The sequence below is a fragment of the Mesorhizobium sp. WSM4810 genome (genome assembly GCF_055811235.1).
Window position 1 is genome coordinate 129759 of sequence record NZ_JBVVQV010000001.1, and the last position, 14397, is coordinate 144155.

A 14397-nucleotide genomic window follows, 5' to 3' on the forward strand; every position below is an offset into this window, starting at 1 on the left:
AACGGCTCGGTTGCGCCATTTGCCGACCTTCATTGCGTTTCTCCAAACCTGCCGTTCGCGCTACAGCCTGATACGACCCTAAGCGGAAGCTCGTTCGCCCCCGGCCGAATTCACGCCCATGACCCGAAGCTGCCTTCCATCAATGCGGATTTTTTCAGAATCTCCCGTTCGGGTTGGCCGAGGCCTCAGGCAGGATTCGAAGTGTCGCGGCCAAACGGGCGCCATTCAGACATTCCGGTACCATCATTGTTCACGGGGCCTGGTATCCTGCAGCGTCTGCGAACTCTGCCACAGCCAGATTGCGAGCGAGCCTGAACGCCCGCGGACCTGTGCTTCCACCGGTCCTCTCAGAGCACCAGATTTGAACAACTCGCAGTCGCGGCCGGCGACTTGCAGCATTTCGTCGCTCACTGCGACTTCGGCATTTTGGTCGGCCGCGATCTCCATCAAGCGACTGGCGACGTTAACCGTATCACCCGTCGTCGCGATGTGCTGACGGCCTTTGCCACCGAGTCTCGACGCAACGATTGTTCCGTAATGCGCTCCGATCTTGAAGCCGAGCCTAGATGCAGTTGATGCGGGCAACGAGACGAGCCAGTTGCTGGTACGGCTGGAGAGCGCTGCGCAGCAGCGGACAGCATTGAAGGCATCATCTGTCGCTGCTTCCGGTAGACCGAACAGGATCATGGCTCCGTCACCCATGAAATTCGTGACAACGCCACCGCAGCTTGTCACCTCTTCGTCCACCAACGCATGGAACGTGTTCAAAAGTTCGCGTGTGGCGTTCGGCCCCAATGTTTCGCTCAGTCCGGTGAAACCGGACAGGTCAATGAATATGATGGCGGCGTCCCTCCGGACAGGTTCCAGGAGAAAGTCGCCATGCTTAGCGAGCCACCCCGCAAAGCCCGGGGCCTCAACTCGTTGAAGCAATTCGCTCTGCGTGGCGAAATACTGGGCCTGGTTCCTGCCCAACCAAAGCTGCGCGGCCCCGAACAAAATAGCCGGCGGAACGGCGGCGGCCATCGGCAACGCCGCGCTCAGCCAGATATGGTGTGAGAATGCGGTCATATTGACCACGAACCAGATCACAACCACGCCAACGATCGCTGCAAGGCCGATGGCGTTGCGACGCCATGCCAACAGCCCCACAAGAACCACTGGCAGCACCACTGCAAAGCCGGCATCTGCAAGGCGAACGTACTTATCTCGCACTATGCCGTCGCCGGTCATCAGATGGGCAATGGCCGTCGACATGACCTCGACGCCTGGGAGCACGGGATCAAACGGTGTCGGGAAAACATCGCCGGCGCCGGTTGCAGTTGCTCCGATCACAACAATTCGATCCCGAATAATGCCGCCATCGACTTGGCCGCCCAGCACCGTCGTGGCGCTGATCGTGCGGATCGTGCCGCGGGGGCCATAGAATGTCAGAGGGAGTATGTGACCAATGTCCGTCCGAATCCGCTGTCCGCCCAGAGATAGATAGTCGGGCGCTATTCCCGGATCCTCTCCCACCGCCATGGTGGCAACGCGCAGGGAGAAAGACGCTTCCGTCCGATCTCCGGCCCGAAACAGCAACGGGACGAACCGAGGCGTTCCCGTCCAGTCGGTAACCACGTTCACGACGCCGACAGCGGCGATATCCGAGAACGCTTTCAGGGGCCACAAAAACCGCTCGGCATTCGGCACTCGGGCGAGAGGGCCATCGCCCTCGACTGCAATCGATTGTTTACCTCCCGAGTAGACCGCTGCAGCAGCGATTACGCTTGAAGTCCCACGCAGCGAACGCGCGAGCGCCTCATCATCATCTTTTGTCCCGGGATCGACCAGCAGCAGGTCGACCGCAATGGCTTTCGGTCCAAAGCGAGCTATCGTATCGACAATCCGGGCAAGCGTGGCGCGGCTGAGGGGATAGCGGCCGTCGTTTCGGACCGCTTCGTCGTCTATTGCGACAATGGTAATCACCTCCGGCGGCTTTGCCGTTCCCCGAACAAGCGTTCGAAGATCCGTCATCGTTGCTTCGACGCGATCGAGGGACCACATGTTGCCGCGCCAGTGCGCAAAGCCAAGCCCGGCCCCCCAAAGACCCGCCAGAACGAGCGCGATCAGCGTCTGAAGCGCTCGCCCGCTCATTTAGCTTACTGACCGAAACGGGCCATCAAAGCCGAAACACGTGCGGCGGGCCAGCGCTTGACCGTCAGTGTGCCTGTTCCGGCTTCCACATCGACGCCTTCGCCCGGCCCGAGGACTACGCCAGCATTGGACGCCGGCCTTTGCACGGCGACGCGACCTTTGACGACGAAGACAGACGTCTTGCCTCGGGCAACGTCGACTGCCCATTTTGTACCTCGCACCGCGGCGATCGCCTGCGGGGTGACGACAGCGAAGCTACCCCGGACCCTGCCGGCTGGAGCATCGAGCAACAGCGCCTTGCGCCGTAATCTGACCGCATCGGCACTACCATTTCGATCACGGTCCACCAATGTAAAACGAGCGCCATCTTCCGCAATGATGGTAAGGCCTTCCCGGCATCTCAGAATTTGTCGGGACGTACCTGCTACCAGTCGGAACGTACAGCCGGCGTTATTCGACTGCGCTGAAGCGGTATCCACCCAGAAGACACAGGCAAGCATGCATGCCATCAGGCTCCGGAGATATCGGCCACTTGCGCTCATGAACGTCTCCTTGCTTTTGCGAAAATCTGCGGCAAGAAAATCTATGCATTGTCTTCTGCGGTCAGCTTGGCAGTATACTCATGCATACGAACCGGCACTTGCAGCCGCGTTGCCTTAGAGGTAGCACGGTGCCGACCAGCGATCTTAGCACGATAGCTTGCTCCAACACCAAATAAGGCGACATCAAGCCGTTGAAGCGGCCGCGATGCGAATGTCGCGAACGTCACGCGGCGACGCTGCTGTTCGGCTCATCTGCCAGAACGAGCAGGTCGCGCCATTTCGCGACATTCTGACCGCTTCTCCAAAGCTGATCTTCGAGCAGCGGCAGCAGTCGACCTTCGCGATCGTCAGTCAAACTTCCGGGCTCCGCATTAACTGAAGAGTGCCACGATTCTAACAGCAAGCAGCAATCAGCGCCGTAGAGGGCATGGTGATGACCCAGGCGATCACGATCGAGCCGGCTATGTCCGAGCGGAGGCAGAGGTGCGCCGTGCCGCTCCGACGCCGACGATCACGCCGGTGATGGTGTGCGTGGTGGAGACCGGGATGCCGAGCCAGGTCGCGCCGAACAGCGTGATCGCGCCGCCGGTCTCGGCGCAGAAACCCTGCATCGGATTGAGCCGGGTGATCTTCGAGCCCATCGTGTGGACGATGCGCCAGCCGCCAAAACAGCGTGCCTAGGGCCAGCATTGCCTGGCAGGTGATCACCACCCAGAAGGGCACGTAGAACTCGCCCCCGAGCATGCCCTGCGAGTAGAGCAGCACCGCGATGATGCCCATCGTTTTCTGCGCATCATTGCCGCCATGGCCGTGCGAATAGAGCGACGCCGACACGAATTGCAGGGTGCGGAAGGTATTGTCGACCGCGAACGGCGGCTGGCGCACGAAAAATCCAGGAGACGGTGAGTATCAGCACCAGAGCCAGCACGAAGCCGGTGAGCGGCGACAGCACGATGGCCGCGACGGTCTTCAAGAGCCCCTACCAGACGATGGCGACGCTTCCCGCCTTGGCGACAGCCCCGCCGCCCTTTTCACTGCAGCGCGAATTCCGCCACGTTGTTTCCGAATGCGCTGGCGCCGTGGTCGGCACGGCCGACCATTTGCCGCAACCCGGCGAAAAGCTCGCGGCCAAAACCGAATTCATTGCCGACAAGATCGCTGTCCGCTGCCCGGCGCAGCGCGAAATCGCCTGCCGGCACCAAGACTTCCAGCGTACCGGCGTCGGCGTCGAGCCTGATGATGTCGCCGTCATGGATCCTGGCGATCGGCCCGTCCTCGACCGCCTCCGGCGTCACATGAATCGCCGCCGGCACCTTGCCGCTCGCGCCCGACATGCGCCCGTCGGTGACCAGCGCCACATGCTGGCCGCGATCCTGCAGGACGCCGAGCACGGTGGTCAGCTTGTGCAACTCCGGCATGCCGTTGGCTTTCGGCCCCTGGAAGCGGATGACGGCGATGAAATCGCCGGTCAACGTGCCGGCCTTGAACGCCTCGTTGAGCCCTTGCTGGCTGTCGAAAACCTTGGCAGGCGCCTCGATGATGCGCCGTTCCGGTTTCACGGCGGAAGTCTTGATGACGGCGTGGCCGAGATTGCCTGACAGCATTTTCAGCCCGCCCGTCGGCTGGAACGCCTTCTTGAAAGGCGCCAGCACCTTCTCGTCGCCGCTTTCGCGGGGCGAGGCCTCGCGCACCACGCCGCCATCGGCGCCGAGCTTGGCCTCGACCGCATAAGGCCGCAGCCCTTCGCCCCAAACCGTCTGGACGTCCTCGTGCAATATTCCCTCGTCGAGCAGTTCGCGGATCAGGAAGCCGAGCCCGCCGGCTGCGTGGAAATGGTTCACGTCGGCAAGGCCGTTCGGATAGACCCGCGCCAGCAGCGGCACGGCTTCCGAAAGGTCCGAAATATCCTGCCAGCTAATGGCGATGCCGGCCGCGGCGGCCATGGCGATCAGGTGGATGGTGTGATTGGTCGATCCGCCGGTGGCGTGCAGGCCGACGATGCCGTTGACGAACGAGCGCTCGTCGATCATCCGGCCGACCGGCGTGTAGGCGTTGCCGAGCGCGGTGATGGCCAGCGCCCGCTTCGTCGCCTCCCGGGTCAGCGCGTCGCGCAACGGCGTGCCGGGGTTGACGAAGGAGGCGCCCGGCGTGTGCAGGCCCATGATCTCCATCAGCATCTGGTTGGAGTTCGCCGTGCCGTAGAAGGTGCAGGTTCCCGGCCCGTGATAGGATTTGGACTCGGCCTCGAGCAGCTCGGCCCGTCCTGCCTTGCCTTCGGCATAGAGCTGGCGGACCTTGGCTTTCTCGTCGTTGGGCAGGCCCGTCGTCATCGGCCCGGCCGGGATGAACACCGCCGGCAGATGGCCGAAGGTCAGCGCCGCGATCACCAGCCCCGGCACGATCTTGTCGCAGACGCCGAGATGGACGGCGGCGTCGAACATGTTGTGGGACAGGCCGATCGCCGCCGCCATGGCGATCACGTCGCGCGAGAACAGCGACAGCTCCATGCCGGGCTGGCCCTGGGTGACGCCGTCGCACATCGCCGGCACGCCGCCGGCGACCTGGGCAATGCCGCCGGCCTCGCGCGCCGCGTCCTTGATCAGCGCCGGAAATGTCTCGAAAGGCTGATGCGCCGACAGCATGTCGTTATAGGAGGTGATGATGCCGAGGTTCGGCACGCGGTCGCCGCCAAGTGCCAGCTTTTCCGAAGGGCTGCACACGGCGAAGCCGTGGGCGAGGTTGCCGCAGGACAGCACGGCCCGGTTGGCGGTGCGGCTCGATGCCTCGGCGATGCGGCCGAGATAGGCCTCGCGCCCCGGTCTGGAGCGTTGGCGGATGCGCTCGGTGATGGCTTCGATGTCGCGTCTCGCGGTCATGGCGTCGGTCCTTTCAGGCGAGGTCCCGCAAACACGGTCCGTGCGGGACCCCTTGGCAAGTTGAAATCAGGGTGCCCAGAAAACCTGTACGGGTCTCTCGGCTGCGTCGAGCACGGCGCGAATGGGCTTTCGCGTTTCCGATGCCATCGCGCTTTCGAATGCCGTGCGCTTGTCCTCGCCCTCGATGTGCAGCGCGACGAAGCCGGCCCTGACGATCCGCGCCAGCGACAGCGTCAGCCGCGGCTCGCCGGCGCTTGTCGCGTGAACCGGGAGCACGACCCTTTCCGAGGAGGGGTCGAGCAGTGGTTCCAGATTGTCGGCGTCAGGAAAAAACGACGCGGTATGGCCATCGGTTCCCATGCCAAGCACGACCACATCGAGCGGCCAGGGCAGCGACCGCAACATCCTGCTATCGGCCTCCGACGTATTGCAGACGGTTTCTGCCTCTTGGTAGAGCGGCACGAAACGTGCGGCTGCGGCGGCGTGTTGCAGAAGATTGGCGGCGACCAGCCCGGCATTGGAGCGCGGCGAGGACGCCGGCACGCAACGCTCGTCGACCAGCGACACCGTGACCTTGTTCCAGGCGATCGGGATGCTCGAAAGCGATGCGAAAAATTTCGCCGGCGTCGTGCCGCCGGAAACGGCGAGCAATGCCGTGCCACGCTCAGCGATCGCAGTGGTCAGGCGGCCTGCGACGTGGCCGGCAAGTGCAGCCGCCAGGTCCTGGCGTTCGGCAAATGCGTGCCAGTTGTAGGCGTCGCTGTTCAATTGCTCTCGTGCCATGTCCGCCCGTCGCGTTCGATCAGCGCAATCGAGGCGGAGGGGCCCCATGTGCCGGCGGTATAGCCCTGCGCCTCCTGCCTGGCGCCTTCCCATGCGTCCTGAATCGGGTCGATCCATTTCCACGCCGCCTCGACCTCGTCGCGGCGCATGAACAGCGTTTGGTTGCCACGGATGACGTCCATGATCAGTCGCTCATAGGCGTCGGGGGCGCGGCCGTCGAAAGATTGCGCGAAGCTCATATCGAGCGGGATCTGGCGCAGCCGCATGCCGCCAGGCCCCGGATCCTTGATCATGATGAACTGCTTGACGCCTTCGTCGGGCTGCAGCCTGATGACCAGTTGGTTGGCCGAGATCGGCCCGGCGCTGTCGCCGAAGATCGAATGCGGGATCGGCTTGAATTCGATGACGATCTCCGAAACGCGTGTCGCCAGCCGCTTGCCCGTCCTGAGGTAGAACGGCACGCCAGCCCAGCGCCAGTTGCCGATTTCGGCCTTGAGCGCAACGAAGGTCTCGGTGTTGCTATTCTTGCCGAGCTCCTCGACATAGCCTTTCACCGGCCCGCCGGCCGAGGCCCCGGCACGGTACTGGCCGCGTACCGTGTGCTTGGGCGCTTCATTGCCGTTGATGCGTTTCAGCGCGCGCAGAACCTTCAGCTTTTCGTCGCGCACGGCGTCGGCGTCCATCGACGACGGCGCCTCCATGGCGACGAGGCAGAGAAGCTGCAGCATGTGGTTCTGCACCATGTCGCGCAACGCGCCCGCCTTGTCGTAATAGGTGACGCGGTCTTCGAGGCCGACGGTCTCGGCCACGGTGATCTGCACATGATCGACATTGGCGGAATTCCACAGCGGCTCGTAGAGCGCATTGGCAAAGCGCAGCGCCATCAGGTTCTGCACCGTTTCCTTGCCGAGATAGTGATCGATGCGGAAAATCTGGCTTTCATGGAAATCGTCGCCGACCAAATCGTTGAGCTGGCGCGCCGAGGCGAGATCGCGCCCGATCGGCTTCTCCAGCACGATGCGCGAGTTCGGCGTGATCAGCCCGTTCTCTTTCAGCTTGTGAGAGATGTCGCCGAACAGCGCCGGCGCAACCGCCAGGTAGAAGGCACGGATGCATTCGCTGTCGCCGATCGCCGTCTTCAATTTGTCGAAGCCCGCGCCGGTCGTCGCGTCAGCCGAGACGTAGGAAAGCCGGGCAAGGAACGTCTCCAGCTCCGCGGCGTCGATATCGGCCGGTTTCACATGGTCGGAAATCGCCTGCCTGGCGAAAGCCTGGAATTCCTCGTCGGTCATTTTCGAGCGCGAGGTGCCGATGATGCGCGTCGGTTCGGAAAACTGATGGCCGCGCTGGCGATGATAGAGTGACGGCAAAAGCTTGCGTTCCGACAGATCGCCGGTGCCGCCGAAAATGATGAAGTCGAAAGGGTCGACGGGAATGATCTGGCTGGTCATGGTCTGTCCGCTCTGACGCCGCTCGCTGTGGTGCGGTGGATATAATCTAATCGATTTAGATTTTCCAGTGACACGGCGTCACATCCCAGGGCCAATCGGGTGTTTGCCGATTGTCCTGAGGTGTGCCCTTGACACTGGCGCAACCCGGACGCTTGTCGGCGAGGTGGTTCCGGGAGGCCTTCGCGGATGCAGCATAGAGCGGGATCGAGGCGAAAGCCAAAGGAGAAATCGAGAGTATATTGATCTTTCGGCGGCCATTGCCGGAGGCTGCCGGAGCGGGGAGTCTTCAATCATGAGTGAGAAAGCCATGCGCCTGGATAACAAAGTTGCCATCATCACCGGTGCCGCGTCAGGCTTCGGCGAGGGCATGGCCAAGCGTTTTGCCGAGGAGGGCGCCAAGGTTGTTGTCGCCGACCTCAACGCCAAGGGCGCCGAACGCGTCGCCAACGAGATCGGCCGGGCGGCGATCTGGACCCAGACGGACGTCTCGACCCGTTCCGAGTTCGACGAGATGGTCTATGCCGCAAAGAGTGCCTTTGGCCGCATCGACATCATGGTCAACAATGCCGGCTACACCCATCGCAACGGCGATATGCTCGAGGTCGACGAGACGACCTTCGATCTGATCACGGCCGTCAACATGAAGGCGATCTACCACGCCGCCCTGGCGGTCGTGCCGGTGATGGCTAGGCAAGGCGGCGGCGTCATCCTGACCACGGCCTCGACCGCCGGCATCAGGCCGCGGCCCGGCCTCACCTGGTACAATGCGTCGAAGGGCTGGGCGATCACCGCGACCAAATCCATGGCGGTGGAACTCGCGCCGAAGAACATCCGCGTCAACTGCCTGTGCCCGGTCGCCGGCGAGACCGGCATGCTGGAAGAATTCATGGGCGCCGACACGCCCGAAATCCGCGAGAAATTCCGCGCCTCGATCCCACTTGGCCGGCTTTCGACCCCGCTCGACATAGCCAACGCGGCGCTCTGGCTGGCGTCGGCCGATGCGGCCTTCGTCACTGGCGTGGCGCTGGAGGTCGACGGCGGACGGTGCATCTGAGCCGTCCGGCCCTGTCGGTTTCAAGTTTGACCTGACCGTCCCTCGCACGCGGGCGGTTGATTGCGGCAGCCAAATGAGCCGTGGGCAACGTCAAAGAACGGCCTGACCGATGCTAGGCGCCGGTCTTGACGAAGCTCTTGTAGATCCAGCCGCGTTTGCCGTTGTAGACGATCTGGCACCATTTCTTGCAGCCCATCACCTGAACCGAGGTCTTGGCGGGAATGGTGACGATGGCGGCCGCACTGTTCTTCGGACCGGTGCGCATGGTGACGCCCCTGAGGATGCGTCCGGTCTCTGCCGCGCTCGCTGGCTTGGCCTCGACTTTGGCCTGGGCGCCATCCTTCTGTGTCGCGGCCGGCAGCGGCTTCGGGGTCGAGATGGCGGCGGTTGGCGCACCGTCCGTCGCCGCCTTGGCGGGAGCCGCGACTTTGGCAATCAATGCTGCCACTTTGGTTTTCGCTGCCGGATCGGCGAATGCCGCCGCAGTGGACGGCTTGTCTGCTTTTTCAGCCTGGCCCGCCATCTGGCCGCCCGCCGTCTGGCCGCCCCCCGTCTGGCCGGATGTGGTCTTCGGTCCCGATCCTGTCCAGCGAGGGTCATTGGGCGCCAGCGCCGCTATCTCGGCCTTCGCTGCAACCACCGCCGACGAAATCGCATCGGTCTTGCTTGCAGCCTGCTGTGCCGCTTCTATCCTCGCGGCCGCGGCCGCGGCCGGCACAATCCTTGTCGTTTTCACCGGAATGCTGGAAACGATCTGCTCGGGACTGGCGACCGCTTGCCTCTCGGTGGCCGGCAATGCCAGCCATAGCGCCATCGCTGCCACGCCAAGCAGCGCTGCTGTTCCAAACGCGGCGATGACCAGATGCAGGTTCGACCGGATCTGCCGCCAGAACCTGGGCTGCATGTCGTAGCCAAACTGCATCGCAAAGCGCCGTCGTTCCGGCGCGCCGAAACTGAAGGGCTCTCTCACTCTTACAACCTCCATTTGCGGCCCAACGTTCTTACGACCTGGGCCGGGAAACCGGCATCTGGTCGGCATTGGTCCCAATCCAACGCGGGCAGGCCCGCAAAATCCCCCTTCGACTGCCCAGAACCGGCATCCTTTGCCGGCGATTGTGGCATCACTGCGCCCTTGCCGGGCGGATTCTGCACCTTTACGATCGATTCTGCAACTTGCAAGGGATTTTGCAACCTTTGGTTATATGCGGTCCCTCAAGGCATACCAGTTGAGCGCAAGAAACATCAGAGGCGCGCGCAAGCGCCGGCCACCGGGAAAGGCCGGGATGTTCAGGTCCTCGATCAGCCTCAGCCGGTCCCGGTTGCCGGCGACGGTTTCGGCATAGAGCTTGCCGAAAAAGTTCGACAGCATGACGCCGTGGCCGGAATAGCCGCCGACCGAGATCACATTGGGCATCACCTCGCGCACGAACGGTTTTCTCGGCATCGTGATGCCGACATAGCCGCCCCAGCCATGGGTGATCTCGACATCCCTGAGGTCAGGGTAAAGCTCGGCGATCTGCCGGCGGATGTGGACATGGATGTCTTTCGGATCGTTGACCGCGTAGATCTCGCGCCCGCCGAACAGCAGCCGCCCATCCGTCGATTTGCGGAAGTAGCGCACGACGAAGCGGGAATCGTCGACCGCCTCACCGCCCGGCAACACGTTTGAATCCGCAAGCGGCACCGTCGCGCCGATGAAGGAGCCGATCGGCATGATATGCGCGGCACTGATCGGCTCGAGCGTGCCGCCATGGGCGTTGACGCCGATCAGACATTTCTCGGCTGATATCGTGCCTTTCGGCGTCGTGACCCTGATCTTGCCGCCAACGGACGCGATGGCGCTCGCCGGCGTCTGCTCGAACAGCTGCGCGCCCGCCTGCGCCGCCACTTTTGCCGTGCCGATCACCAGCTTCAGCGGATGGATGTGCCCGGTGCCGGTGTCGCGGGTGCCGCCGAAATAGCGCGCCGAGCCCAACCGCTCCGCCGTCTCCCTGGCGTCCATGAAGCTGATGTGTGGATAGCCGAAGCGGTTCGCCATGATCTCGGCATGCGCTTTGTAGTCATCGACATAGCGCTGCTTGTGCGCCACCGACATCTGGCCTTGCATGTAGTCGATCTCGATCTTGTTGACGGCGGCGAATTCGAGGAGATGCGCCTTGGCCTCTTCGGCGAGGTCGAACAGCGCCTTGGCCCGGGAAAAGCCATATTCCGCTTCGAGCTCCTCGGCCCAGGCGCGCTGACCGGTGCCGAGCTGGCCGCCATTGCGGCCCGATGCGCCGTCGCCGAAACGATGCGCTTCGACCAGCACGACATTGCTGCCGGCCCTGGCGAGGTGCACCGCCGCCGACAGGCCGGTAAAACCGCCGCCAACGACGACGACGTCGCACCTCAGGTCACCGTCGAGCGCCGTGTATTCGGGCCGTGGACCGGCCGTGTCCTCATACCAGGAGCGGCCGGGGGAGATTGGGGATTGGTAGGGCATGATGCTCGGAGTAGGGGAGTAGGGGAGTAGGAGAGTAGGAGAGTAGGGCAGTAGGGCAGTAGGGCAGTAAGGAGATGTTAGTCGGCTGAAAGTTTGCGGATTAGGAGCCGAAGAAGCTTTCCCACACTTTCGGTGCTCGCCAATAATGAAGCCGCTGTCCCGTTCGGCGCGATGCCGGTACGCTCAGCGATCAGAAGCTGCGTTTCCAGCTCCTTCAGTGACCCTTGAGCGATACGGAGAAATTGCTGATAGGAACCCCGTACCTCTCTGCCATAGCCTTCCGCTATGTTCGCCGGCACCGAGCTTGCGGCGCGCCGCACTTGGCTGGTCAGTCCATAAAGTTCCTCCTTCGGCCAGGATTTCGTCGCGCCGTAAACCGCCACCGCAAGGTCCATTGCCTGCTGCCTAACTATTAAACCTTGTAGGAACCCGTTTTCTCAGTCATTTCCCCTACTCCCCTACTCCTCCTACACATTCAACAACAGATACTCCCGCTCCCACGGGCTGATCACTTCCATGAAGGTCTCGAATTCCGCCCGCTTGATCGCCGCATAGGTGGCGGCGAACGACTTGCCGAGCAGCGCGCAGAGTTCCTCGTCGGCTTCGAACAGGTCGACGGCCTCGAGCAGGCTGCGCGGCAGGTCGATCTCGGCCGCGTTGGCGGTGGTGAGAACCGGCGGTTCGGCCTTGATCTTGTTGGTCATGCCGATCAGCCCGCAGGCGAGCGATGCGGCCATCGCCAGATAGGGATTGGCGTCGGAGGAGGGGATGCGGTTCTCGACGCGCCTGGCTGCCGGGTCGGAGCGCGGGACGCGGAAGGCGGTGGTGCGGTTGTCGTAGCCCCATTTGTTGTTGACCGGCGCCGAAGCCGACTGCGTCAGCCGGCGATAGGAATTGACGTAGGGCGCAAACATCACCAGCGCGTTCGGCACATGTTTCTGCATGCCGCCGAGGAAATGGAAGAAGGCTTCGGTTTCCGAGCCGTCCTCGGCAGAAAAGACGTTTCTGCCGGTCTTCTTGTCGATGATCGATTGGTGGATATGCATGGCCGAGCCGGGCTGCCCCTGGATCGGCTTGGCCATGAAGGTGGCATAGATCTCATGCTTCAGCGCCGCCTCGCGGATGGTGCGCTTGAACATGAACACCTGATCGGCCAGTTCGATCGGATCGCCGTGGCGCAGATTGATCTCGAGCTGGCCGGCGCCTTCCTCGTGGATCAGCGTGTCGATCTCCAGGCCCTGGCTTTCGGAGAAATGGTAGATGTCGTCGATCAGTTCGTCGAACTCGTTGACGCCGGCGATCGAATAGCCGGCGCCACCGCCGATCGCCCGTCCCGAACGCCCGACCGGCGGGGTCAGCGGGTAGTCCGGATCGGGATTCTTGCGCACCAGGTAGAACTCGATCTCGGGCGCCACCACCGGCTTCAGCCCGCGCTTGTCGTAAGCGGCAAGCACACGCTTCAGCACGTTGCGCGGCGTGAACTCGACCGAGCGGCCGTCCTGGTGGACGAGGTCGCAGATGACCGCCGCCGTCGGGTCCTCTTCCCACGGCACCACGGTCAGCGTCGAAAGGTCCGGCATCAGCTTGAGGTCGCCGTCGTCTTCCGGATAGTTGAAGCCGTTGCCGTTCTCGGGGTAGCCGCCGGAGATCGTCGTCATGAACACCGCCGAAGGCAGCGCCAGCGAGGTGTTGGAGGTGAATTTCTTCGACGGCATCATCTTGCCGCGCGCAACACCGGCCTGGTCGGGGGTGATGCATTCGATATCCTCGATGCCGCGCCACGCCAGCCAGGCGCCGACTTCCTTCCAGTTTTTCACACCACGTTGATTTTTCACGAAGGCAGGCGTGCGGATACGTCCTCCGCGGCTCGACGGACGGACTTCCTTTTTTGCAGGCGGCATCATTCACCAGATTGGGTTGCGGATTTGGGAGTATAGCCGGGGCCGGTGATGGAAGGGAAGGGGAGCCGGCCCTGCCTTCGCCCGCCAGTTGAAAATTGCTCCAGGCAGCTTAGGTTCGACGCAAGTCCAATGACCTCGGCTGAAGACGCCGAATGCGGAACCATGAATTGACCACGATCGGCTTCGATGCCGACGACACGCTCTGGCAGAACGAGCAGTTCTTCCGCATCACCGAAAAGCGCTTTGCCGCGCTGCTCGCCGATCATGCCGAGGAGGAGCACATCTCGGCAAGATTGCTGGAAGCCGAGAAGCGCAACCTCGCCGTTTACGGCTTCGGCATCAAGGGGTTTACCCTGTCGATGATCGAAACGGCGATCGAGATTACCGACGGCCGCGCGCCGGCCTCGGTCATCGCCGAAATTCTCGCCGCGGGCCGCGAGATGCTTGGCCATCCGATCGAGGCGCTGCCTCATGCGCGCGAAACCGTTGAAAAACTGGCGGACGCCTATCGCCTGGTGCTGATCACCAAGGGCGACCTTTTCGATCAGGAACGCAAGCTGGCGCAATCGGGCCTCGGTGACCTGTTCGATGCCGTCGAGATCGTCAGCGACAAGAGCCCCGCCACTTATACCAGCATCTTCAGCCGCCACGGTGATGGCGCCGAAAAAAGCATGATGGTCGGCAATTCGCTGAAGTCGGACGTGGTGCCGGCCATCGAGGCCGGCAGTTGGGGCATCCACGTGCCGCATGAGCTGACCTGGGCGCTGGAACATGTCGAGCCGCCGGTCACCGCGCCTCGCTTCCGCCAGATAGCCGATCTCTCGGAATTGCCCCCGCTGGTCGAAAGCATCGGGAAAGCCGGCTGATCGCATGTCTCGGCGTCGAACCGGACGTGCGCGGCAGGCGTATCGATGCCGGACATAGCGCGTCGCAATCCTTGTTGTTCGCTCCGCCAAAGAGCCGCGCTGTCGCTGACCCTCCATCGTGCGGCCCCTCCATCGCGCGGCCCCTCCATCGCGCGGCTCTTGAACAATCGATGCTGTAAAATCGTTTTCTACTTGCAAATCAGTCGCAATTGCAGAATATGCGACAAGCGCGGCGTTACAGCGCCCGCGCGGCATGCGAGTAATCGCGACAGGAGATTTTGATGATCGAGAGATACGGGCGATGGGTTG

Annotated in this window: 12 protein-coding genes and 1 pseudogene; 2 read left to right on the forward strand and 11 right to left on the reverse strand. The window is 62.8% G+C overall.

Annotated elements, in window-relative coordinates; all coding sequences use genetic code 11:
* Positions 1–243: 243 nt before the first annotated feature.
* From AC0L3O_RS00720 to zwf, 7 genes and pseudogenes are all read right to left on the reverse strand, one after another.
* Positions 244–2133 (reverse strand): CHASE2 domain-containing protein, encoded by a 1890-nt coding sequence (locus AC0L3O_RS00720; protein WP_473534330.1) that lies wholly within the window; start codon positions 2131–2133, stop codon positions 244–246.
* A gap of 5 nt (positions 2134–2138) precedes the next feature.
* Entirely contained in the window at positions 2139–2675 is a 537-nt protein-coding gene (locus tag AC0L3O_RS00725; RefSeq protein WP_473534331.1) for a FecR domain-containing protein, read from the reverse strand.
* 223 nt (positions 2676–2898) lie between these two features.
* Positions 2899–3030: a hypothetical protein gene (locus AC0L3O_RS00730; protein WP_287173647.1), complete on the reverse strand. Its 132-nt coding sequence runs from the start codon at positions 3028–3030 to the stop codon at positions 2899–2901.
* Positions 3031–3068: 38 nt separating this feature from the next.
* A pseudogene (locus tag AC0L3O_RS00735) lies at positions 3069–3699 on the reverse strand (anion permease); the annotation flags it as partial.
* Between the two features lie 7 nt (positions 3700–3706).
* Positions 3707–5551, reverse strand: a complete 1845-nt coding sequence (gene edd, locus AC0L3O_RS00740; RefSeq protein ID WP_473494473.1) for a phosphogluconate dehydratase — start codon at positions 5549–5551, stop codon at positions 3707–3709.
* A gap of 66 nt (positions 5552–5617) precedes the next feature.
* On the reverse strand, positions 5618–6334 hold the full coding sequence (gene pgl, locus AC0L3O_RS00745) for a 6-phosphogluconolactonase (protein ID WP_473534333.1): 717 nt from the start codon (positions 6332–6334) through the stop codon (positions 5618–5620).
* Positions 6316–7785 carry a glucose-6-phosphate dehydrogenase gene (zwf, locus tag AC0L3O_RS00750; RefSeq protein ID WP_236375126.1) on the reverse strand — a complete coding sequence of 490 codons (1470 nt, stop codon included), beginning with the start codon at positions 7783–7785 and terminating at the stop codon, positions 6316–6318. Before zwf ends, pgl begins: the two co-directional genes overlap by 19 nt.
* 307 nt (positions 7786–8092) lie before the next feature.
* On the opposite strand from zwf, the gene AC0L3O_RS00755 reads away from it, so the two are divergent.
* Entirely contained in the window at positions 8093–8839 is a 747-nt protein-coding gene (locus AC0L3O_RS00755; protein ID WP_473614723.1) for an SDR family oxidoreductase, read from the forward strand.
* A 112-nt stretch (positions 8840–8951) separates the two neighbouring features.
* Here AC0L3O_RS00755 and AC0L3O_RS00760 read toward each other — a convergent pair whose 3' ends face one another.
* The 4 genes from AC0L3O_RS00760 to AC0L3O_RS00775 form a co-directional block, all read right to left on the reverse strand.
* Complete coding sequence (locus AC0L3O_RS00760; protein WP_473534334.1) at positions 8952–9809, reverse strand: SH3 domain-containing protein; 858 nt, start codon at positions 9807–9809, stop codon at positions 8952–8954.
* A 228-nt stretch (positions 9810–10037) separates the two neighbouring features.
* Entirely contained in the window at positions 10038–11321 is a 1284-nt protein-coding gene (locus tag AC0L3O_RS00765) for an NAD(P)/FAD-dependent oxidoreductase (protein ID WP_473534335.1), read from the reverse strand.
* 77 nt (positions 11322–11398) lie between these two features.
* Positions 11399–11716: a four helix bundle protein gene (locus AC0L3O_RS00770; protein ID WP_473534336.1), complete on the reverse strand. Its 318-nt coding sequence runs from the start codon at positions 11714–11716 to the stop codon at positions 11399–11401.
* A gap of 72 nt (positions 11717–11788) precedes the next feature.
* Positions 11789–13225, reverse strand: coding sequence for a glutamine synthetase family protein (locus AC0L3O_RS00775; RefSeq protein WP_027156302.1), 1437 nt, complete (start codon positions 13223–13225; stop codon positions 11789–11791).
* Between the two features lie 149 nt (positions 13226–13374).
* Here AC0L3O_RS00775 and AC0L3O_RS00780 point away from each other — a divergent pair, with 149 nt between their 5' ends.
* Positions 13375–14088 (forward strand): HAD family hydrolase, encoded by a 714-nt coding sequence (locus AC0L3O_RS00780; RefSeq protein WP_473534337.1) that lies wholly within the window; start codon positions 13375–13377, stop codon positions 14086–14088.
* The last annotated feature ends 309 nt before the right edge of the window (positions 14089–14397 follow it).